Source organism: Ralstonia sp. A12, from assembly GCF_000801955.1.
Lineage (GTDB): Bacteria > Pseudomonadota > Gammaproteobacteria > Burkholderiales > Burkholderiaceae > Ralstonia.
Map to the genome: position 1 here is coordinate 213,801 of NZ_JSZO01000004.1, position 22,834 is coordinate 236,634.

Annotated in this window: 13 protein-coding genes and 1 pseudogene; 12 read left to right on the forward strand and 2 right to left on the reverse strand. The window is 56.6% G+C overall.

What is annotated here, in order from left to right:
* Window positions 1-41 precede the first annotated feature (41 nt).
* From PI87_RS08665 to PI87_RS29525, 3 genes and pseudogenes are all read left to right on the forward strand, one after another.
* Window positions 42-1,139: a restriction endonuclease subunit S gene (locus PI87_RS08665; RefSeq protein WP_157003095.1), complete on the forward strand. Its 1,098-nt coding sequence runs from the start codon at window positions 42-44 to the stop codon at window positions 1,137-1,139.
* Window positions 1,140-1,229: 90 nt separating this feature from the next.
* Window positions 1,230-4,634, forward strand: coding sequence for a DEAD/DEAH box helicase family protein (locus PI87_RS08670; protein ID WP_039597299.1), 3,405 nt, complete (start codon window positions 1,230-1,232; stop codon window positions 4,632-4,634).
* A 25-nt stretch (window positions 4,635-4,659) separates the two neighbouring features.
* Window positions 4,660-4,807, forward strand: a pseudogene (locus tag PI87_RS29525) (integrase core domain-containing protein); the annotation flags it as partial.
* A gap of 93 nt (window positions 4,808-4,900) precedes the next feature.
* On the opposite strand, the gene PI87_RS29020 reads toward PI87_RS29525, so the two are convergent.
* Window positions 4,901-6,715, reverse strand: a complete 1,815-nt coding sequence (locus PI87_RS29020; protein ID WP_052321454.1) for an ATP-binding protein — start codon at window positions 6,713-6,715, stop codon at window positions 4,901-4,903.
* Window positions 6,712-7,977, reverse strand: a complete 1,266-nt coding sequence (locus tag PI87_RS08690) for a dsDNA nuclease domain-containing protein (protein WP_198139533.1) — start codon at window positions 7,975-7,977, stop codon at window positions 6,712-6,714. The genes PI87_RS29020 and PI87_RS08690 overlap by 4 nt, the downstream gene beginning before the upstream one ends.
* A 725-nt stretch (window positions 7,978-8,702) precedes the next feature.
* On the opposite strand from PI87_RS08690, the gene PI87_RS08695 reads away from it, so the two are divergent.
* From PI87_RS08695 to PI87_RS08735, 9 genes are all read left to right on the forward strand, one after another.
* Window positions 8,703-8,888 (forward strand): hypothetical protein, encoded by a 186-nt coding sequence (locus PI87_RS08695; RefSeq protein ID WP_084209920.1) that lies wholly within the window; start codon window positions 8,703-8,705, stop codon window positions 8,886-8,888.
* Window positions 8,885-10,942: an anti-phage ZorAB system protein ZorA gene (gene zorA / locus PI87_RS08700; protein WP_039597303.1), complete on the forward strand. Its 2,058-nt coding sequence runs from the start codon at window positions 8,885-8,887 to the stop codon at window positions 10,940-10,942. Before PI87_RS08695 ends, zorA begins: the two co-directional genes overlap by 4 nt.
* A gap of 3 nt (window positions 10,943-10,945) precedes the next feature.
* Window positions 10,946-11,656, forward strand: coding sequence for an OmpA/MotB family protein (locus PI87_RS08705; RefSeq protein WP_039597304.1), 711 nt, complete (start codon window positions 10,946-10,948; stop codon window positions 11,654-11,656).
* Window positions 11,653-13,329 (forward strand): EH signature domain-containing protein, encoded by a 1,677-nt coding sequence (locus PI87_RS08710; RefSeq protein WP_039597305.1) that lies wholly within the window; start codon window positions 11,653-11,655, stop codon window positions 13,327-13,329. The genes PI87_RS08705 and PI87_RS08710 overlap by 4 nt, the downstream gene beginning before the upstream one ends.
* A gap of 3 nt (window positions 13,330-13,332) precedes the next feature.
* Window positions 13,333-17,103, forward strand: a complete 3,771-nt coding sequence (locus PI87_RS08715) for an SNF2-related protein (RefSeq protein ID WP_232313962.1) — start codon at window positions 13,333-13,335, stop codon at window positions 17,101-17,103.
* Window positions 17,104-17,156: 53 nt separating this feature from the next.
* The gene (locus tag PI87_RS08720) at window positions 17,157-17,807 is read left to right on the forward strand and encodes a hypothetical protein (RefSeq protein WP_157003096.1); all 651 of its coding nucleotides are present in this window, start codon (window positions 17,157-17,159) and stop codon (window positions 17,805-17,807) included.
* Window positions 17,808-18,735: 928 nt separating this feature from the next.
* Window positions 18,736-19,509: a hypothetical protein gene (locus PI87_RS08725; RefSeq protein ID WP_039597307.1), complete on the forward strand. Its 774-nt coding sequence runs from the start codon at window positions 18,736-18,738 to the stop codon at window positions 19,507-19,509.
* Window positions 19,506-21,527, forward strand: coding sequence for a DDE-type integrase/transposase/recombinase (locus PI87_RS08730; protein WP_039597308.1), 2,022 nt, complete (start codon window positions 19,506-19,508; stop codon window positions 21,525-21,527). Before PI87_RS08725 ends, PI87_RS08730 begins: the two co-directional genes overlap by 4 nt.
* The gene (locus tag PI87_RS08735) at window positions 21,524-22,513 is read left to right on the forward strand and encodes an ATP-binding protein (RefSeq protein ID WP_039597309.1); all 990 of its coding nucleotides are present in this window, start codon (window positions 21,524-21,526) and stop codon (window positions 22,511-22,513) included. The genes PI87_RS08730 and PI87_RS08735 overlap by 4 nt, the downstream gene beginning before the upstream one ends.
* Window positions 22,514-22,834 lie beyond the last annotated feature (321 nt).

A 22,834-nucleotide genomic window follows, 5' to 3' on the forward strand; every position in this document is an offset into this window, starting at 1 on the left:
TTTCCGACATAGTCATTGAGGGGAAGCCAAAGCATGTCGCTGTGGATGGGAAAAAAATTTGGAATTTGAGTCTCGACCAGATTGAGTCAGACTCTGGTCGAATTTTAAATAGGGTAATGGTATCGCACGATGAATTGGGTCCATCGACTTACCCATTCAGCTCCGGCACAGTGCTGTATTCAAAGCTGCGCCCATATTTAAACAAGGTCGTTGTTGCGGATGGCGACGGCTTTGCTACAACTGAGCTGGTTTCTCTGATATGCAATCCGGAGAAGGTAATAGCCCCCTATCTGGCGTACTATCTACGCTCTCCAGAATTTCTGAGCTTCGCAAACACCGTTGTTGCTGGCGCCAAGATGCCTCGAATGGTCATGAGCGAATTTTGGCGGTACGAGATACCAGTCCCCCCGCTCCCCGAACAACGCCGCATTACAACCATCCTTGATAAGGCTGATGCACTGCGCGCTAAGCGCCGCGAAGCCTTGACTCGCGTCGACAGCCTTGTGCAATCGATTTTTGTGGAGATGTTTGGGGACCCCGTTGCCGGTGCGAAAGGCTGCACACCCAAAAAGCTTGGCGACTGCGTGTCGAAGCTTGAGTACGGTCCACGGTTTTACAACGAAGCCTATTCTTCAGATGGTGTCCGCATTGTTCGAATTACTGACCTCGACCAGTTAGGCTCGCTTGACTTTGATGCCATGCCACGAATGGCTGTGGATGAGAAAATCAAGACGCAATTTGTTTTGCGGCCTGGCGACATTGTGTTTGCTAGAACAGGGGCGACTGTTGGCAAAGTTGCGCTTATTCGCGAGTCAGACCCACCGAGCATTGCTGGCGCGTATTTCATTCGACTACGCTTTGATGAATCTGTGATGCCTCAGTACGCCTTCTCTGTGTTGCGGGCAAAGTCTGTGCAGGCGCTGATTGCGAAGCAATCTCGGCAAGCAGCACAACAGAACTTCAGCGGTCCTGGTTTGCGGGCATTGCCTATGCCTGTACCACCTATGGCGAAACAACTGACTTTTGCAACCCGAGTTGAGAAGATTTGGACTGAAAGAAAGAAATTCGAAGCCTCGCTAGCTGAAATGGAAATGCTTATTTCATCGCTTCAGCACCGCGCGTTCAGCGGCGAACTCTGAGGCGCCACATATGCAACAACAAACCATTCCCATCGGCACCTGAGTTGGTAGCGAGAAGGTAGAGCCGGACGGGCGAAGGAGAATAATAATATGAGTAACTTCAGCTTCCTGCAGTCAGAATGGGGTTCCCTACATGAGGCAGCACACCGTGCCGAACGGGCGGTTTACAGTGACCCCCGTACGGCCTGTTTCTATGCCCGCCGCGGCTTGGAATTGGCTGTGGCATGGCTGTACGCCCACGACAAAGCCTTCAAGCAGCCGTATCAGGATACGCTGAGCGCCTTCATCTTCGAACCCAGCTTCCGTGCGCAGGTTGGTGACGCCCTGTTCACCAAGGCCAAGCTCATCAAGGACCTTGGCAATCTGGCGGTGCACGGCAACAAGAAGATGCTGGAGACCGATGCGCTAAGCGCAACCCGTGAACTGTTCCACTTCTGCTACTGGGTCGCCCGTAACTACGGCCGCACTGCCAGACCGGCGCCGGGCTTGGCCTTCGCGCCAGGGCTGCTCCCCAAGGCAAGCGACACACCAGCCCTGACCCAACCGCAGCTTCAGAAGCTCTCGGACCAACTGGCAGACCGCAACGAGGCGCTGACCACGCTACGTAACGAAAAAGCGGAACTCGATGCCGAGTTGCAGCGGCTGCGCGCAGAGGTAGCTGCCGCTAAGAAAGCGAACGCGCTCGAGCCAGATACCCACGATTACTCGGAAGCCGAGACCCGCAAGACCTACATCGATTTGCTGTTGCGCGAGGCCGGCTGGACGCTAGACCCGGCCAAGAACTTCGAAATCGAAGTAACCGGCATGCCCAACAACGAGGGCAAGGGTTATGTAGATTACGTACTCTGGGGTGATGACGGCAAGCCGCTGATGCTGGTGGAGGCCAAGCGTACCACCCGCGACTCCAGGGTGGGCCAGCAGCAGGCCAAGCTGTACGCCGACTGCCTGGAACAGGCACATGGCCAGCGCCCCATCATCTTCTACTCGAACGGCTACGAGCACTGGCTATGGGACGACAAGTCCTATCCGCCGCGCGCAGTTCAAGGCTTCTACAAGAAGCAGGAACTGGAACTACTGATTCAGCGCCGCAGCAGCCGCAAGAAGCTCGCGGAAGCGGTCATCAACCCAGCCATCATTGAGCGCTACTATCAGACCCGTGCCGTACGCCGCGTGGGCGAAACGCTGGAGGTAGACAACCAGCGCAAGTCGCTGCTGGTGATGGCCACGGGTTCTGGCAAGACGAGAACGGTCATCGCCTTGGCTGATGTGCTGATGCGCAGCAACTGGGCCAAACGGGTGCTGTTCCTGGCCGACCGGGTGGCACTGGTCAATCAGGCGGTGAATGCCTTCAAGACCCATCTGCCAGACGCGGCGCCGGTCAACCTGGTCACCGAGAAGAATACGGAGGGTCGGGTCTACGTTTCTACCTACCCGACCATGATGGGCCTCATTGATGAGGCGCAGCACGGGCAACGCCGATTTGGCGTCGGCCACTTCGACCTCATCGTCATCGATGAGGCACATCGCTCGGTGTACCAGAAATACCGAGCTATCTTCAATTACTTCGACAGCCTGCTGGTGGGCCTGACCGCTACGCCCAAGGACGAAATCGACAAGAATACCTACGGGTTGTTCGACCTCGAATCCGGTGTGCCGACGGATGCCTACACCTTGGAGCAGGCCATTGCCGATGGCCACCTGGTCGAGCCCATTCCGGTTTCCGTGCCGATGAAATTTCAGCGAGAGGGCATCAAGTACAGCGACCTGTCCGATGACGAGAAGGAGCAGTGGGACGCGCTGGACTGGAACGACGAAGGTACCGCCCCTACTGAGGTGGACCCAGCCGAATTGAACCAGTGGCTGTTCAATGCCGATACCGTGGACAAGGTGTTGGAGTTGTTGATGACCAAGGGCCACAAAGTCGCGGGGGGCGACCGGCTGGGCAAGACCATCATCTTCGCCAAGAACAACGCCCACGCCGAGTTCATCGCCGACCGCTTTAATATCAACTACCCTCAGTACAAGGGCAATTTCGCCCGTGTGGTGACCTATAAGACCGAGTACGCACAGAGCCTCATCGACGACTTCTCGAAGAGGGACAAGATGCCGCACATCGCCATCTCGGTGGACATGCTGGATACCGGTATTGACGTGCCTGAGGTGGTCAATCTGGTCTTCTTCAAGATGGTGCGGTCAAAGACCAAGTTCTGGCAGATGGTCGGACGCGGTACCCGACTATGCAAGGACCTGTTTGGTCCCGGTGAGGACAAGCAGAACTTCTACATCTTCGACTTCTGCGGCAACCTCGAATTCTTCAGCCAGAATCCAGAGTTCGCTGAGGGTGCCAGTACCGAGCCGCTCTCAACGCGTCTGTTCAAGACGCGACTGCAAGTCATTCTCGAGCTCGACCGGAAACTTCAGCAGCTCCCTAGTGTGGCCGAGAACGACCCGCCACCTTTTGGTGACAATCTGACCGACGACCAGCTTCGACGGGACCTCGCCAACATGCTGCGTGAGAAAGTGGCAGCCATGAATGTGGACAATTTTATCGTGCGGCCGCAGCGTCGGTACGTGGAGAAGTTCGTCAATGCGGAGGCATGGCAGAAACTGGGGCCGGATGAAATCGAGGAGCTGAATACCAAGGTCGCGGACCTGCCTTCAGCCATCACGGACGAGGACGAAGAAGCCAAACGCTTCGATATGCTGGTCCTACGTGCCCAGTTGGCCATCTTGCAAGCCAAGCCTGACTTCGCCAGTCTGCGGGAGAAGATTCAGCGTATCGCCATCGAGCTGGAAGCCCGAATTGCAATCCCGGCCATCAAAGCGGAAATTGTGCTGATTCAGGCTGTCGCTAGTGATGAGTGGTGGGAGGGGGCGACTGTACCGATGCTGGAAACGGTGCGGCGACGCTTGCGTGCGCTCATCAAGCTTATCCCAAAGGGACAGAAGAAGATTGTCTACACCGACTTCGAGGACGAACTTGGGGAGTCCTCGGTCATTGACCTTCCGCAGGTAACAGCGGGCCTAAACATGAGCAAGTTCAGGGAGAAGGCCCGTGCCTTCCTCAATGCTCATGAATCGCACCTCTCTTTGCAGCGTTTGAGACGCAATCAGCCGCTTACCCAGACGGACCTCGACGAATTGGAAAAGATGCTGCTTGAGGCTGGCGGGACGCCGGTCCTCATCAGCGAAGCCAAGGAGCAGTGTCATGGCTTGGGGCTGTTCGTACGCTCATTGGTCGGTCTTGACCGAGAGGCCGCCATGCACGCCTTCGCTGAATTCATCAGCGGAACCACGGCCTCACCCAACCAGATTGAGTTCGTCAACCTCATTGTCGAAGAGTTGACTCAAACCGGCTCGGTGGAACCCCGTCGCCTCTTCGAGTCACCGTTTACTGATGTGAACGCTCAAGGGCCGTTGGGTGTGTTCCATTCCGCGCAAGTGAGTCAGATTGTGCAAGTGTTGGAGGATATTCGGCACCGAGCCGTAGCTTAACGCTTTGGGGGTAGGCATCCGCCATATGGAGAATGCCTACATCGAGAGCTTCAGCGGGCGATTCCGCGATGAACGCGTGAACGAACACTGGTTCGTCTCAACGCCAGGCCAAGCGTCTGATTGAGGAGTGGCTTACCAAGTACAACCCGGAGCGGCCCCATAGTCTGCTCGGCTACCCAGCTCCTGCGCAGTTTGCGCAAGCGTACGAAACGCAGAAATTTCACCCTCGGAGTCCAACTGCGTTTCGTGCAGGAACCAGAAACAGGTCAATCTTCCTCGTCGTCGTTGCCATCCTCGGCGGGCGCATCAACATCTGCATCGTCGTATTCACTCCCACCGCTATCTTGTGCAGCGGCCTCTCGCTCAATGCGGATAGCTTCCTGCATCGCCTGTACTAGAGGAGCAAGCATCTCCAGACCCACTCGGTACTCGGATTCACGCAACAGACGGCGTTTTTCTTCGAAGCTGATGATGTGGCAGTGTTTGCGCCCCTCCCAACTCTCAGGCACTGACTCATTTGCAACGAGAATTTGATGAGCTACCCCGTGGTCGTAAATTGCGTTCAGGAGCTTTGCTGTATTTTTGTCGTCGAGACCCTGCTGGCGCGGAGTGTCGATGATGAAGGGGAAGCGAGGCCCGCTGCCGTATTTGACATTGATTTCGAGCAGAGCTAAGTGCATGGCCAAGTAGATGCGCGGGCCGGAACTGCCCGACGCCATCGCGGGCCGAGCCCCAATTTTGATGCCCTTAATCTCTGCGGCCGCAATGTCCAGGCGGTCCGCGTGGGACTTAACTGCCTCCCTGAAGGATTTGCGAACTTCCTTTACGCGGTTAGCGTCTGTCAGCTTGGCAAGCTCTTCTTGCAGCGCCTGCTTATTCTCATCGAGCTCCTCGATATGGTGCTTCAACTCTCGACGAGTTTTGTCATAAGCGAAAGCAATGGTGTCCAGACTCTTCGCGATAACAATGTCAGAAACACTGCTCTCTCCTCGGTAACGCCCCATCGACGACCGAAGCTGCTCCATTCGGTTGGTGACTTGGTTCAGCTGGATACGAAGCTTCGCTTCACGGTCGCGCAGTTTCTCCAGCTGTCCTCGCACTTTCAGTACGAGTTGATGTGCATCTTTGGCGTCGGATGCTAGGTCAAGCCTTGCACGGAACGTCACACCATGCTCTTGGCCGCATGTCGGGCAGGCCAGCTTGCCGTTATCGGGCACCTTTGTCAGATAGGCCAAATCATCGACCAGGTCCTGCTCCGCGCGGGTGACCATCTGCAATTCGGCCGTCCGCTCTTGGAGTTGCTGAGCCACATCGAAAAGCTCCGTGCGGACCTTGTCCTCTTCCTTGCCGAGCTCAGCGACCGTTGCGGACATTTCCTTCAATTCTTGAGCAAAAAGTGCCTCGTCCAGCTTGGCTTCCGTAGATGGAAGCATTGCCTTGACTTGTTCATAGGCTTTCGCTTGAACCTTTGCTTGCGCGCGAGCCTCCCTCAGCTGATGCGCCAGTTCGTCACGCGTAAGCTGGGCTTCGAAATATCGCTGCGGTCGCAGACCGGTAAAGGACTCGAGGACTGGCAATTCCCAGCGGGCAAACTGGGTCAGGCGTTTGAAGTTGCTCCATTTTCTGGTCCAGCCCCCTTCCTGGTCGATATAGAAGGGGAGCACAGCGTATTCGGGCCCGGCAAGCGCGAACGCCCCCTCCTGATGCCGTTGCAGTTTCAAAGGGAAATCGAACCTGGCTGCAAAGAACTTCGCCCAGGTTGAAGCGCTCTCCGTGCCGATAAGCAGTTTCCCCTCGGCATCAAACGCTGCCCGCTGATGGATACCCCGCCGCATGAACGTGTATCGCGTACCGTCAATGCTCAGGTCAACGCTTGCAACGAGATTGGAATCCCAGTTGCCCGCATCGCGTGCCGTCGGCTCGCAGCCGAGTGCCCACACGAGATGCTTCAGGACGCGAGATTTGCCCGTCTCGTTCTCACCCGCGAGCAGGTTGTGGGTGGGGCTGAACGAGATTTGCCTCGCGCTCTCGTCCCTTTCGGACACTAGCCAAAGTGCGTGATAAACGACGGTCCGCTTCATTCTTCGTCCTCAGATTGCGAACCAGGCGAAACAGATGGTAGTTGCTGTATAGGATTTGCATTTTGAATAATCATGGACATAAGACAATATAGGTACTCCCGCATGTACAGGTACGCGTTGGGAAGTTTCAATTTTTGAAAGTCTTCGTACCATGCCGCGAAGATGTCAACAACCTTCGGGAGCTGCGCGTATTCAGTATTCTTCTCGTATAGCGCCTTTAGGTGGGCTGCCACCATGGGAGTTGGGCCGGCGCGATTCGTAATTTCGACGCACGCGCGCGACAGCTCACGCTTCATTTTGCTAACCAGGGCGAACGGTGCCAATTCAGCGTTCAGCCGGCTGATGACGTCTTGCACCTGCTCCGCTGTGGAGATTTGTGCGTCGTTCGCAGCAATCAAATATTTGTCTACATCGCTGCGGGTAACCGCGCGTTCCAGCAGTTCCTGAAGATTTTTGGCAAATCGCGTTGTGCCAGCACGCTGATGCACATAGGAGGCAATTACGAGCACCGCGAGCATCGTGGCCGCGCCACTCAATTTTAGTTCGCTCCCAATCTGCATCTCAGCAAGCTCGCCGGCGACGTGCTTGTGCGGGTCGGCAATTGGACATTCACTGACAAGCAAACCAAAGTCCGACAGGTCGATGGGCTCATCGGTCGGCACCCCAAGCTGGGTCCGCACCTTTTCCTCAAGGTCCTCTCGTACCTTGCTATCCAACCCCGTCAGCTCAATGCTCGATAGCATCGTGGTGGCGCCGGCGGCATCGGGAATCTCGTATTTTGCATTCGACGCAAATTCCAATCGCGATTGCGCCAGTTCTTTGAACCGCCTGCGATGGGCGTAGAGCTTTGCCAAGAATGACGGCTTCGGCGCTTTGGGCTTAGTTTTCCGAGGCTTCTTCGCAGGCTTCCCATCCACAGGAGGCTGCACGTCGCCTGGTGATGATGCGTCCGTAGCGGCATCGTTTGCGGCGGGCGGGTCGTCACCCTTCTCGGGGGCGATGAGGTGGTGCAACTTCCAATGAGTAGCGGTCTCGTGCTTCTTCAGCTGTACGAAGCGAACTGCTGTCGGTGTGGTCGAGGAGTTGAGCACCGCCACGTCCTGTTGCCACTCGAGAACGACCGCATAGTCTTCGCCGCTCTTGTAGGCTTTCAAGGCCTCAAGTACTGCATGCCATACCTGGAAGTTGAACCCGCGCGAAGCGTGCTGACCGCCGATTTCATCCCCTTTGAAATCGCGGAACAGGTCCGATACGACTTGCACTAACGGCAGTTCTTTCTGTATTCCTATCATTAGGACCATTAAATGCGGTTCATGGTGCTTATATTCTTTCCGGGCTTTTTATGGGTTCTTGTTCAGGCAACATTCAACACCATTGCTTCGCCTGTCGAGGCATTTTTATGCTGCAGGAACCGAGAGTCGTCTAAAGACATCTACCGCTATCAAACGTCAAAAAATCTGAGCGTATCGGGAGACTTGCGTTTCTTCCCTTTTTTCACCGTGGTACCACGAAGATAATGCGGCTATGCAGGAAGGGTGGCCACCCCTCAATCGGGGGGGGGTATGGCAGTCGCCGCGTCACAGTGCAGAAGCAAGTCGACAGGAAGCTGCGACAGCCCGGGGGGGGGCGATTGGTTGCCAGTGCCTATATATTCTTCCGGGTTATGTGGCCCGGTTCTTCCAAGAAAATGCCCTTGAGGGGCCTAAGAACAATCCTGTGGTTGAACCGGGCGCTCTGTTTGAGCAAAGTTAATGGGTGGAAGCCTTCGCGAACGCGGTGGACCAGATAGTGTGATAAAGGCGTATGAAATTCTTTTAGGGGTGGGTGCCGCTGCCAAACGGTGTTTCGCCGGCCGGTGAGTCGTGCTGTTTTTCCAACGTTTTTTCTGAGGTGCTATTCCCCTCTATCCCCAGCTTTGCAATGCATGTATCGTAGGGCTCTATACATTAAAAAAGGTTCGACTATGGTCGAGGGGAAAAATATTTCAATGAGCTTCCGGGTTTCCAGTCGTTTTAAAGGGTTGCTTGAGGCTGCGGCTGCAAATGAGCACCGCTCGCTGACCAACATGCTCGAAACTCTCCTCTACTCATACTGCGAGAAACATGGCATTGAGCTGCCCTGTCAGCTCAATGCAAAAAAAGCGGAGTTTGCATTGGAAGGGGGCAAGCAGTGAATCTCGAGACGTCTCTGGTCACGGCGCCAACACCAGTCCTTGTTACCGGCGCCGCACTCGCTGTTCTCGTTGTAGCCTTCTTTGCAGTGTTCCTTGGGCCGGGTTTTGCACATTGGTTGCGCTTGCGTCGCATTCAGCAAGACATCGCAAATTTCGAAGCGAAGGACTACCCAGCTGAGTTCAGAAAGGTGTTTGCTGGCGATAAGCAGTTGGCGCACCACTGGAAGGAATATCAGGAATCACTGCATGTCCAGCGTGAGGAACGGGGCGGTCAGATGGTCGTACGGGCGGTCCGTGCCACAGCGCCAGCGGAGTTGTACTTCAATAGCCAAACCGTCGTCGACAGCAGGTTGCGCACGGAGTTCTTCAAGCACCTTCCGGGTATTTTCACTGGCATCGGCATCATTGGCACGTTCAGCGGTCTCATTGAGGGTCTTCGCGCTTTCCAAGTGAGCGAGAACGCAGCCACTGTGCGAACGAGCCTCGAGTCCCTCATGCACTCGGTTGGGGAGGCATTTCTTGTCTCGGCTGCCGCCATTGCTGCCGCGATGGTTGTTACCTTCATCGAAAAGCTGTTGCTGGCATCGCTCTACCGGAAGACAGAGGAGATTGCGCACGCGATTGACGCATGCTTCGAGGCAGGTGCCGGCGAAGAATACCTGTCACGGCTGGTTAAGGCTTCAGAAGAGTCTGCAAGCCAATCCAAGCTTCTCAAGGACGCTCTCGTCGAGGAGTTAGGCGAGTTGCTACGCGAACTGACCAGCGCCCAGATTGCTGCAGGCAAGGAGCAGCAGGCTCAGGTCGTGGAGCGATTGGTTCAAGCATCCCGCGAGCAATTGGAGGCTGCTCGTCAAGACAACCAAGTCCTGGGCAACACTATTGCCGAAAGCATTCAGCAGAGTCTCAAAGGCCCGCTAGAAGACATCGCCTCGACCGTAAGGACGGCGAGCGGCGACCAAAGCGCAACCGCCGCCCGTATGCTTCAGGACATCATGGCTAGCTTTAGCCAGCGTCTCAATGACCTCTTTGGTGGGCAAATCTCTGGCCTCAACGAACTCAATCAGCAGACAGCACGGAGCATGCAGGACGCTGTTGGCACGCTTCAGGCGTTAGTAGCCAACATCGAGGCGTCGAGTCAGCGCTCAACTGATGCGATGGCACAGCGGATGGCCGAAGCTATCGAGAAGATTGAGTCGCGCCAAGAGGCGATGAACGCCCAGTCTGCCGCTTTCATTGAACAGATTCGGCAACTGGTCGCCACCTCTCAGTCGGAGACCAACCAGAAGCTGCAAGGTACGCTGGAGGCAATCGGTACGCAGGTCACCACCATGCTGGCAAGACTTAGTGGCTCGCAGCAAGAGGTTTTTGAGAGCAATCGTGCCCGAGAGCAATCGATGGCCGACCGCGCCTCGAGTATTGTCACTGGAATGTCTGAGTCAGTCGAAGCTGCAATCAAGGAGCTCGGCGCAGCAACCAGCCAAATGGCACAGAGCGTCACGACACTGACCCAGGTCACGTCGTCGTCAGTCGACAAGATGAATGCCGGGGCGGAGCAGTTGGGTACGGCTTCCCGAAATTTCGCTACGGCTGGTGAGCGCGTCACGAGCATCATGGGCCAGGTAACCAGTGTTTCAACCAAGCTCTCCGAAACCTCAGGAAGTCTTACGGCTGGCGCAACCGCCATTCAGGAACTGCTGAAGGACTATCGCAACCAAAGAGATGCAATCAGTCAGCTCGTTACCGAACTGCGTGCCACGGTGGAGGCGGCGCGCAAAGAAGCCACTCTCACCAGCGACATCCTGGGGCGGATTGAAGGTTCCGCAAACCGTTTGGGTGCGGCGCAAAAGCAGGCTGACGAATACCTTGATGGCGTCAGCCGGGTCCTCGGAGAGGCACATACCTCCTTCGCTACTGAGGTAAAGAGGACGCTCGACAAAGCGAATACCGAGTTCCACACAAAGCTCTCCACAGCAGTTGGGCTGTTGCATTCAGCCGTTGCGGAGCTGGAAGTGACGTTGGCCTCGATGGGGAGCCTCGCCCCGGTGAGGAGGTAAGGAATGGTGGGCGCAAGGGTCGTTCTCAAGCGCGGCGGCCGGGACGAGGCGGAGAAGCCGTTCTGGATTTCGTTCGCTGACCTGATGACTGCTTTGATGGTGCTGTTTCTGGTCGTCATGGGCGTAGCGCTGCTCGCGGTTACCAAAAACGTCACGGAGAAGGAGAAGAGGGAGGAGCAGCACCGTAAAGACATTGAGCTTATCCTGGACCGCTTCGTAAAGGCTGCGAAGCGGTATGACGGCATCAAGGTTGACCGTGATAGGCATGTCATCGACTTCGGTGACCGCGCGCGTTTTGCTTTTGGGAAATCGAATCTGACGACTGAACAGGAGGTGGTGCTTCGTCAGTTTGTACCCGAAATCCTGAGGGTGGCAAACGATGAGCTCGGTAAGCGGGTATTGAAGAGGGTAGTGGTCGAGGGGTACACCGACAAGACCGGCTCGTACCTCAGTAACCTGAACCTGAGTCTGCAGCGCAGCCAACGGGTGCTCTGCAGTATGTTTGCAGCATCTGGCCTAAGTCTTCTCTCTGGGGAGCAGAAGGAAAGCGTCCGTAGCCTGTTCCTGGTTGGCGGATACTCTTTTAACGCGGCGAAGGATACTGACGAAGAGAGCCGTCGCGTCGAAATGCGCCTCGAGTTTCTGGGCGTTGGCGAGCAGCGGCCCGAAGCACCGGAGCAGTCCGGCAATTTTGGGGAGTGCGCACTGAAATGAGCGCACTAGACCATCTGGCGTCACTGCTGCGACCAGCTGTCGAAGAAGGCGCGAAGACGATGACGCCAAGCCGCGGCATTGATGAGGCAATTGCTGCGATGGAAGCGCGCACGAAGTCACGCAAAGGCAGCGCGCTTTCTGAGGACTATCAGCTAGAGACGCTACGTCATTTTTGGCAGAGCCAAGAAGTGAAATCGTTCCGCGATGCCTATCTGTTGTCGTGGAGTCTGTGTTTGCCGCATCGCCCGCAAGGGGCGTGCGTCATGGAGGACCGGCCGCGCTTGGAGCGAGTCCTCGAGGGCGTCGACGCGTGGGTGAGTAGGCCGAGCGCGTACCGGCGATGTTATCAGGGCTTGGTCAAGAGCTACTTCACCTATGACGCCATTGCTGATGGGACGGCTCTAACCGGCCGAAAGAATTGGGTCTTGCTACGGGAGTACCTGCACGAACGAAATCGACTCATCAAGGACAGAAACCTCAATCCGGAATGGGTCGATACCGCAGTCGAAAACAGGCGGCTCTTCGGGGAGCAACCGTGCGAGCCCTACGTGGATGCATTGCTCCGGGATGACACTGGGGACATTGAGCGCCTCTGCGAGCAGCTGGGAATCGGGAAGGCGTCCTGGTTCCTCCGGGAGCTTGTTCTTGCACAGGTGAAAGGTGCAACTCGCCTGAACCATACACAGTTTCAAGCGCTTCTACCCAGGATGCTTGAGCTGTTGGCCGTTAACGAGGTATTGCGTGACCGTGGAATGATTCTTCTGCTCGACCGGTACGCAGAGGTGCCCAATGCCGCGCTACACCAAAGGCTCCGCGACCACTCGGTTGCCTGGTGGGGTAACCCATGGTTGCCATCGAACCGGACACGATGGGGAGGGGTTGCACCAGAGGCTCGGGCAATGGTGGCCGACTGGTTAAAACTGGAGTTCATTGAAACATTCTTCACCAAGCTGGCCGAAGATGGACTTGGCGACCCACGTCGTATGAATTTCTGGAAGCGATACGTCAAGTCAATTGACCACATAGAGTTTGCGCTTGGTTCGTCTGCTCGCAACTCTAGGGAACAGGATTTCGTTGCGCTGCGTAAGAAGATGACGGGGCTCGTCCGTGAACTCGATGCATCCGGTGCCAATAATGCCTTCATCATGTCGATGGGTAGCCTAGTCGCCGTAGAGTTCAGTGGCCTCGGCAATGCCCTGTACGGCTATGACGCGAAACGGTCCGTGCCCTTTGACACCACGCAGACGCTACGGCTCGAAGTAAATGGCCGAAATTCCCTTAAGCAGAAGAGCAAAAGCATTCTCTGGCTTAGTCACCAAGACGGCATCCATAACTGGGATAAGTGGGAGGACATGTTCGAAGCGACGCTGGCCAAGGAATTTGGAATCAAACCTACTGATTCAGTTCCTCGTGCGACACGGGCTGCGACGAAGCTGCCTTCAACCCGCCAATCATCCCAGGAAACGAACCAGCACGCTGCGAGAGCGAAGTCTCAGCCGTACTCTCGCTCAGCTCTTGCTGGGCTGGCCAGAGAGCATGGCCTTGAAATCGACGATAAAACATCTATGGGCGGCAACCTGTGGGTTCGGGGTGGTGAAAGCGATGAGATAGTCAATCAGGTTCTGACGCACTGGGGCTTTCGGAAAAAAGCCGGCAAGGGGTGGTGGAAATAAGGGGTGACAGTGTTCAAGCTATTCAAGAACGCGAAGGCGCAAAAAAATGCATGGCGGCGCCAGTGGTCGCCGGCGGGCGTCGTGCTGACGTCCGACAAGGCTATGCCAGATGTCCCAGCTATTGAGGGCTCATTGCTAGAGGGCTACCTCACGCAGTTGGTCGATGACGGATTGGCAGTGGAGACAGAGGACGGCTTCCTGCTTGGCTGGGATTCCATGTACGCGGTACTTGACATGCCTGCTTATGTCGAGCTTTCCAGTCTTCTTCAGCTTCCCGGATTCACCAATGCTCGCCCAGCCCTTCGAAGCAGCCACTCATTAACGGACCGCGATTTCTCTATCGCGCTGGCTGGTTGGTACGGTAATGATGGACTCGAGTTTGATGAAATTCTCAACGGCCCCGTGATGGCGCGCGACGGGCATCAGGCTCTCATGCGTCCGGAGCAGTGGCTTCTGTTCAAGGAAGTCGTCGCGTTTTCGCAGCGAGCGGAGGAAGAGCGAGGGGATTTGGCTCATCGGCAGGCGTGGGGGCGCATTCGAAGACTCGCCATCGCTGCAGGGGCTCATCTCGACGACTTCCTATATCGGTCAGTCGTATTGACTCCGGAAAAACTTCAGATTGGCTTGCGCCGCTCGGAGAGTGTCAGCGACGACCACGTCGTCGAGATTGAGCCGGTGTTCGAGGGGGCACCAGCCAATTGGCTCGAAGTGTTCGACCGAGCTAAGGACGTCCGCGACAGATATGACATTGTGACGCCAGAAGGCATTGTCCAGATTCTGGTGACACCGAAGGTGCGGACTGTGCTGCAGGAAGTGAAGCGTCTTCCTCATAGGCGTGTCGCCGGCTCTCGTGCACAAGCATTTCTTCTGAATCCGTACGCCACGCTTGGCGCAGATGCGGTGGATGTCATTGAGGAATCGCAGTTCGAACAAGCTCGCGAGAATGCAGGTCTTGATTACGAGCGATTTGTCCCTCTGCTCGAACGGGATGCGACCGGCTATCCAGTTCGCGTTGGTTTGCTCATCGAAACTGCAGTTGCAAGCGGACCGACTTCGTCAGAAATCCAATGGCTAGATGACGCTGAGCTGTCGTCATTCACACAGGCGCTTGCCCGCGCGCTCAAACGTGGCAACCAGTTGGTTGCATGGGGCGGATATGACTTCGTCGTCCAAGGGGATGCTGAGCAGCATCTCAAGGAACTGACGGCGGCACTGGAGCAACGATTAGCGCCACCGACATTGGTCTCATATTCGGCGGTCCACGACCTGAGCGGCTACTCTGCCAGAGTCGATTCAATCGGAATCGAGAAGCCGTATTGCTCACCCTATATCGCCAAAAGGAAGGAGGATGATGGGTGGTTCCCCGAGAACGTCTTGCCAGTAGTCGTCTACGACCCGCAAGATGGTAGCGGGCCGGTGGCAATCCCGACCAGCAAGACAGCGATAGAACAACTCAAGGCGGGGCTGCAGTCCTCAGAGCAAAAGGGGGCGGGTGAGGTGAGCGTTCCCTGGCTTCCGAAGCCCATATCGGTCCAAGAGGCTAAGCAGATTGTCAAAACGTTCGAGGAAGTTTTCGCCGATATAGAGTCGGGTAAGCCGTTCGACCAGGAGAAGGTTATCCAACCGCCTCCGAGCACTAAGGGGCCCCAAAAGCAGCTCGTGCTGAGAGCTAACATCCAGGCGCTCGAGTATGAGGAGCTGCGACGTGAAGCACTGCAGTCAGTGCCAGTTGAGCCCAACGTGCCTAAGAGTATCCGCCCGGAGTACGCGTTGCTACAACACCAGCGGGAAGGGCTTGCGTGGATGCAGCATTTATTTCGCCTGCAAACCGAATACCAGGTCAGGGGAGCGGTGCTGGCGGATGATATGGGACTGGGGAAAACATTCCAACTACTAGCACTTATGGCCTGGCTGCTTGAGCTGGAACCAGACATGTCCCCCATGTTGGTCGTTGCGCCGGTTTCGCTGCTGGAAAATTGGGCCGAAGAGGCCAACAAATTTTTCCAGCCGGGCTCATTACCCTTATTGACCGCCTACGGTGACAGCCTTTCCGAACTGAGAGTGCCGCGCGCTCAGATTGACCAGCGGCTCCAGTCTGAGGATGGCCTAGTTAAGTTTCTGCGACCGAATTGGATAGGCAGTGCCAAGATAGTTCTGACGACCTACGAGACTTTGCGTGACCTCGAGTTTTCGTTCGCCGCCCAGAAGTGGTCCTTGATGGTTTGTGACGAAGCCCAGCGAATCAAAAATCCTGCTGCTATGGTCACGCGAGCCGCAAAAAAGCAGAACGTGGACTTCAAGATTGCCTGCACAGGTACACCAGTCGAGAACACGCTTGCGGACATGTGGTGTCTGTTCGACTACGTCCAGCCGGGATTGTTGGGCGCTCTAAACGATTTCGGTCAGCGCTACAGAAAGCCTATTGAGGCCAAGACTGAAGAGGAGCGAGCTCGCGTTGAGGAGCTAAGGGCACGCATCGCGCCGCAGATTCTTCGGCGATTGAAGAGTCAAGTGGATACAGGTTTGCCGCCGAAGATTGTGGTGGATGAGTGCCGACGCTTGCAGCTATCAAGCACACAGCGAAACCTATATGCGAAAGCTGTGGAGAGCTTCAAGAAACGTGGAGACCCGACGGTTACGACACCGTTCAAAAATCACCTAGGACTACTGCATTACCTGAGGCTGGTTTGCACCGACCCCCGACCTCATGGATTGGGCGTCTTCAAGCCTGAGCCGGTCAGGCAATACCGCGAGAAAGCTCCGAAGCTAGACTGGCTGCTCAACCAGCTTCATGCAATTAAGGCCAAAGGCGAAAAGGTCATCGTGTTCTGCGAATTTCGCGAAATTCAGCGACTTCTGCAGCACTACATCGAGGCCGAATTTGGATTTCGCCCTGACATCATCAACGGGGACACAAAGGCATCAGCGAATCACGTGGCCAGCCGTCAGAAACGCATCAAGGCGTTCCAAGAAACTCCCGGGTTTGGGGTCCTAGTGCTTTCGCCAGTTGCCGTCGGCTTCGGCGTCAATATTCAGGCAGCGAACCACGTCGTTCACTACACGCGGACATGGAATCCTGCCAAGGAGGACCAAGCCACTGACCGCGCGTACCGCATAAATCAAAAGAAGCCTGTGTACGTCTACTATCCGGTGGTTCGTGCGGACGATTTCACGACTTTCGATGTAAAACTCGACATGCTGCTTGAATACAAGCGCGGTTTGGCGGAGGACATGTTGAATGGTGCTGGGGACGTTGCGCCTGGCGACTTCAACTTGGCCGAGGTCGTTCCTGAGTCGGAAGGCGCAGGCATCGACGAACGCATCACGCTCGACATGGCATTGCGCATGGGGTGGCAGCATTTTGAATGCCTGACGGGGGCTCTGTGGGGGAAGCGCGGATACGGTTGTTACCGCACACCCGGCACGAATGACAATGGCGTGGACATAGTTGCCATTGACGGTCGCAAGGGGCAGCTCATACAGGCTAAGACCAGCGGGACAGACGGTGCCGCCCTTGGGTGGGAGGCTGTTAAGGATGTCGTGACCGGCGAAGCTTTCTACCGCCGTAGACACCCGATGGTGGAGTTTGAGAGGGTCTGCATCACGAATCAGTTCTTCAACCGACAGGCGCACGAGAACGCTGCTTTGAACTCTGTGGAACTATTGGACCAAACGCATTTGGCCAGCCTGCTGGAGAGGCACGAAGTGACGATGTTGGAGGTGGAGCGAATGCTTTTTTCTGAATGGCAACAGCATGAGGCGACTGCACAGTAGACATTAGCGAAACGCTTGCGCCGGCTGAAGAAGAATACAGAAGAGACGGGGTCTTGCCGTGCCCGCTCGACGCCCAACTTTGCCGCGAAGTGGGGAAGCAGAACGTCCTGTCTATGCCAAGTTCAAGAAGCCGAAACGAAGTTCGAATTCCCACAGACCTGCGCTTCGAAGATGCTTTCCATCTTCTGCTTGGTCGACTGGTTCATGCCATTGCAAGACTGGATTTTCATGTGGGCTTGCAATTGCGCTACTGGGGGAGTGACAAGGACACAAAAATTCAATCACTTCTGAAGCCTAAAACAGCAAAGCTCGATGAGCGTCTGAAGGCCTTGGAATGTTTGATGCGCGCCGCCTGGATGAACGCGGTAGTAGAAGGTCAGCAGGAGTTCAGCCTGTGGTTTGAGTGCGCGCATAGAGCAAGGGTCTTTCGTAATGACTATTCCCACGGCCGTTGGGGCGTGCCAGGGAAACATCTGCCTGGAGAATCCGGACGATTCTGCGATGCGACCCCTTTGCTGGTCTTTGTGCCGCTGAACTGGGACATGTCACCGAGTCGAGAGGACGAATCGATTGCGATGACGTTGGACGAGTTCGCTGCTCAGGTTGGGGAAGCAGAACGGCTGTCAGGCCAGTTCCAGGACCTAGCGACGAAGTACGGTGAGCATCTCCACGTTGGAAAAAGACTGAACCGCTCTGACGGGTAACTATGTTTGCCGCGACGTGGAGGCGGCGCGATGTTGGGCGTTTGGCGGAGGTGTCGTACTCGTATATCACTCATCGCGCAGACCGCAAGTAAAGGCGCGTGTTCCTCTTGCCAACACGATGGGCTGTGCGTGCACGACGGAATTCGCTCGGGTCGGCGCGGAAATTCCAGACATAGTTTTTGGCTTGAAAATTCTCGCTGCGTTGACTACGGTAACTCGGTCTCGGCGCAACGCAGAGACGCTGTATCGAGTGTGAACCTGACTTCGCAAATCTGACGCGCTTCCTCGGCGAGCCCTATTTATGAGAGGGTACGACGCAGGAGCGGGCGATGAAGCAGACCACTTTCTGGCGGCCGAAAGTAGACCGCATCCGGTTGTGGATTGGTGACGGCGGTGAGCATCTGCCTGTCTCGCGGAGCGGGTCTCTGGCCTGTCCTGCGTTATGGACAGGTCCTTGCAGTCCGCGACAGACGTCGGATTTGGGACGCCGGTGTTCTCCTGCAGGTCGCCACCGGAACGGCTGCGAAACGCACGTTTCCACTTCCTTTGTCTATCACTTCGACGCCCGTTCTCGCGCTCATCGTGCGACCAGCGGCGGCGCCAATTTCCCACCTCTCCTCACGCGACAGCAGCGCGACGTAACGTTAACGTTACAGGCGTGTAACGCGAAAAAAAATTTCAGTAGGAAGAGCCCATGCGCGCCAAGTGATATTCGCGAGTGGCGCTGTAACGCCGGTCAGACCACCCCTATATTTCGCAAAAACGCGTCCGTAAGCTATGCAGTCGAAGCCCCCAATGACTGCATGATGCTGAACAGGAACAGCACTTTCCATTTCCCATTCCCTCTCGGTTTTTCAGGCGTTGCCGCGCGCGTCGCGACACGCTCCCTGAGCGCTCTCCAACTGTCCGCAGTAGAGCGAGGTGCGTCATGAGTCGCGCCTCTGTGTCTTATGGCCGTCGCGGCCGGCAGAGCGCCGCCAACACCGGCATCCGCCAAACGGCGTCTACGTACGGCAAGGCCAGGTTCGGCACGTACAGCGAAAAGGCGGGCGGCCACATCAATGTCGAGTCCGATGCCGAGCGCTTCGTCGCACAACTGCTGACGATTGACCCACGCGTCAGGGTTTTTAAGCCGCAGCCGTTCAGCGTCGACCTGATAGACCGACGCATGCTGTTCACGCGGGATGCGGTGCGTGAAGCCTGGCACAAGCATCGCGATGTACCCGGCGCGAAGTTCTACACCGTTGATTTCAGTGTTGAATGGCTGGACGGATTTCATCACGCCGTCGAGGTCAAGTTCGAGGGGTTCGAAGGCGATGAGGTCTACTGGGACAAGGTTGCACGCGCCCGTCCCATTCTGGATGCCAATGGCTATCCCCTGCGCACCCTGGTGTTTCCCTCGAATACCGTTCATCCGGTGCGGATGAATTCGCGGGTGCTAAAACAGGCAGCTCATCAAGTTGGAACCCACCTGACCGACGAACTCATCGAACGCGTGGTACTGCGCTGCGAAGATGGGCCCGTCTCGGTGCGGACACTGTGCTCAGACCTGGAGCTATCGCCAGGTCTGATTCCAGTTTTGCTTGTCAGTGGCGTGCTCACGGGCGACCTCACTCATCACACTATCTGCGGGACGCTCGAGCTGTCCTTGGCGTACGGAGACCTAGGCCATCTCTGCCTGCTTGAAGGAGTCGAAGCATGATTCCTAAGCTGCTCCTCCACGACCGCCTTGCTCCGCCAAAAAATCACGATGCATTCTGGGAGGTACTCGATGCCCACCCGCGTGGGGGCTGCATCAAGGTGTTCGATGCTGCCGAGCGCGTAGACCGGTACATCAAGGTCACCGACATTCATGACGACCTCTACGCAGGCAAACGGACGCTGCTTCGTGCGGGCAAGCCGAGTTTCAGTCATGCCGCTCAACCGGACGACAAAAAGCTCCACGAGCAGAGCTGCTTTATCCGAGCGATTCTGCAGCGCGTCCGGGACGAGCAAAAGCGACAGGGCATCAGCTTCAAGCAGGCATACCTTCGTATTGCCGACGAGTACCGCCAGCAGGACGAACGCGGCGCGCGCCCATTCCCAGCGTTGGCCACGATGTATCGGTATCGCCAGCGTGACGTCGCTGGCTTGCCTCCTTTGCGCGGAGATAAGAACAAGGGCAACCGGACACCGCGGTACTCGGTGAGTGTTGTCAACACAATCTGCTTACTTGCGGAACAGCATTTCCTGGTGCCGCTCTCCCGCTGGTCGTTGAGCCGCCTTACAGATGAGGTCAACCGCCAGGTGTTCGGCACGTTGCTGCCCGCGAAGTGTCGACCGATAAGCACCAAGTACGTCAAAAAGACCATATTGCAGTTTGCGAGCGCGGACCCCGAGCTCGACCGCATGCTTCCGGAAGATGCAGTCGCCGGGAAGTCGGTGGCAACGCAGCGCATTCGCGCCGAACTACCCTTCGAGCGCGTTGAACAGGATGCACTGCATATTCCAATGGAGGTCCAGACGCCAGGAGGAATCAGCAGTGCGGTGTACCTCGTCCATGCCATCGACTGTTGCACGAGCTATCCGCTCGGCTGGCACCTCGTTGTGGGTTCACCAACTGATGCGGACTCACTCGCCTGTGTAGAAATGTACATGGCGCCGCTCAAGAAGAAGCGCTTCGAGGAGCTGGGTGTTAACCATGCCATGAATGTGTGCGGGACTCCTGGGCAGCTTGTTTTCGACAACGGTCCAGAAACCAAAGGAGGTCGTATTAAGAATCTTGAAAGGCTCGGTGTCGACGTCAAACACTGTAAGGCCCGGGCGGCGCAGCAGAAGCCGTTCATTGAGCGGTTGAATCGGTCGCTCAAGGAAGCCCTGGAGGCGCTCGCGGGCTCCACGCGTGTCGATGGCAAAGACGGGCAGCGCAACCCCAGCGACCTGGGCGATGCACTCATGACATTGGCGGAGCTCGAACGCTGGATAGTGCGCTGGTACTACGAAGAGTGGGTTCACCATCCATTGGACCGCCTGCAGTGGGATGTCGTGCTGACGGATTCGCTCAAGGGAGACACCCCAGCGGAACGCTGGAAGCACTTCGAGGAATCATGCTCCGCGATTTCGCTTCCACCATCACGTTCCGAATGGTTTGCTGCGCTTTACGAGCACAGAATGCGCAGCTTGAGCCGAACGACAGGCATCACGATAGAAGGCCTGCATTACAAGGGCGACGATATTGGACCGTTGATTACCAAATACGGTGAACAGCAGCAACTGAAGGTGCTTTTCAATCCGGATGATTTCCGGAACGTCTATGTCTACGAGGGGGATGACCTTCCGCTTATCACGCTGCCTCACGAGCACCTGAGGCCAGAGACGCCAGCATGGTCATTTAGTGAAGCCAAGGGGCGGTTCCAGAAGCAGAAGGCCGGGTCTAAGCGAGCGCCAGAAGCCGAGAAGTTCGCTCAAGACCTGCGCGATAAGGTCGTGGCCGACTCTCTGGCGCCCAAGAAAAAGAAACCGAGTGTCCGCGAGAGGAATCGTGAAACTGCACGCCGCGAGAAGGAGGCCCGAGCCATCGCTCGTGCATCCAGGCACCCAGCACCATTGCCGCCGCAACCTTGTAGACCAAGCAAAGCCAAAGATAAAGTGCCGGCCGCGGTGGCGCCCGTCGACCCAATGTTCGACGAGGTGACGCCGTTTCCCATGCTGGACCGCGTTAGTGGAGAAGTACTCTCATGACGCCCGCGAAGCAACTGCGCATCGCGGTGGAGCAGCGCGAGATTCCACACACGCTATTCCTTGAGCAGTTCGAGCCGCTCAAACGACGCATCGAGGACGCCTTAGACGGCGCGGCTAGCCGTATCGAGCGCGTGATAGGACCATCGCGCGTTGGTAAGACGATGCTCATCAATGCGCTCAGGCGAGCGTTCCCAGAAGACAAAGTGAACGGTCGACGCTATGTGCCGGTGCTTGTCGTGCCAGTACCTACGCCTGTGTCTCCGTTATTGCTGCCTTCGAGCGTGTTGGCGGCACTAGGCTTGCCGGTCCAGCGGAACATCACATCGGGCGTGATGGACAAGCGCATGCAGGACCAACTTAGGCTTGCCGGCACGCGTGTCGTAATTTTTGAAGAGGCGAGCCACCTAGTCGAGATAGGCGCACGCGTCCCTCCGCGCGCGGCAGGGGACTGGTTCAAGAACCTAGCGGAGCCGCTCAATCTGATGGAGGTTCTGGTCGGCGTCCCGCGTCTGGAGCGTCTGTTCGAGCATAACGAACAGCTGCGTCTACGTGCGTCAGCGCAGCGTCGGCTTCTGCCTTATGACTCCCGCATTCCCGAGAATATGAAGGATTTCCAGGCGTGCGTAGTGACCTACGCCAATTTGTTCCGTGAGTACGGCTACCCGATAGACCTTCCGGTGCGGTCGCTCAGCTGTCAGTGCTACCTCCTTACGGGCGGATTGGTCGGCGTGCTGAGCCGGTTCATGCAGGAGTTGGCAAGTCAGATGACATATGAGTCGCCTCGGCCACTGACGTTCGCAGATTGCCAGGCGGCGGCGAACGCCATTGAGCCTGCTGGCTCGCGTCACTTCCCCGCGTTCGCGAGCCTCGATGCTATGGCTTCTGAGGTCGCGCCTGCCGCACTCCATCAGGCCTTTGTACAAGTCATGAACGACAACGACCTGGCCGTTCCTATCCTCCACGAAGAACTCGGAGGTGTTCAGTGAGCCTTGTTGTGACATTTGCCCCGAATGAGGATGAATCGGGGTTTGGCTTTTACCGGAGGTTGTCTGCCGACAACGTCCTGTCCGATTGGCGTGAGCTTGCCGGACTTGCAGGCGTGCAACGTAGCCGCAGTGCGCTGCTGGGGCACGCTGACTTCGTCGCTGGACAGCTCGGCCTAGAAGCCGCATGGGCCCGGTTTGCCAGCCACCAGGAGGTGACCTGTCGCGGATGGGGGAGATTGCACCGGGTTCAGAGCGATGCCGTATGTCCGCCCTGTTTGGAAAAGGCTGGGTACATGCGCCATTTTTGGGAGCACGCCTATG

Bases quoted from the DNA above. Each gene is read 5' to 3' on its own strand.
- PI87_RS08730 (WP_039597308.1), top strand. From the start codon at position 19,506: ATGATTCCTAAGCTGCTCCTCCACGACCGCCTTGCTCCGCCAAAAAAT.
- PI87_RS08695 (WP_084209920.1), top strand. From the start codon at position 8,703: ATGAGCTTCCGGGTTTCCAGTCGTTTTAAAGGGTTGCTTGAGGCTGCG.
- PI87_RS08710 (WP_039597305.1), top strand. From the start codon at position 11,653: ATGAGCGCACTAGACCATCTGGCGTCACTGCTGCGACCAGCTGTCGAA.
- PI87_RS08735 (WP_039597309.1), top strand. From the start codon at position 21,524: ATGACGCCCGCGAAGCAACTGCGCATCGCGGTGGAGCAGCGCGAGATT.
- PI87_RS08670 (WP_039597299.1), top strand. From the start codon at position 1,230: ATGAGTAACTTCAGCTTCCTGCAGTCAGAATGGGGTTCCCTACATGAG.
- PI87_RS29020 (WP_052321454.1), bottom strand. From the start codon at position 6,715: ATGAAGCGGACCGTCGTTTATCACGCACTTTGGCTAGTGTCCGAAAGG.
- PI87_RS08705 (WP_039597304.1), top strand. From the start codon at position 10,946: ATGGTGGGCGCAAGGGTCGTTCTCAAGCGCGGCGGCCGGGACGAGGCG.
- PI87_RS08725 (WP_039597307.1), top strand. From the start codon at position 18,736: ATGAGTCGCGCCTCTGTGTCTTATGGCCGTCGCGGCCGGCAGAGCGCC.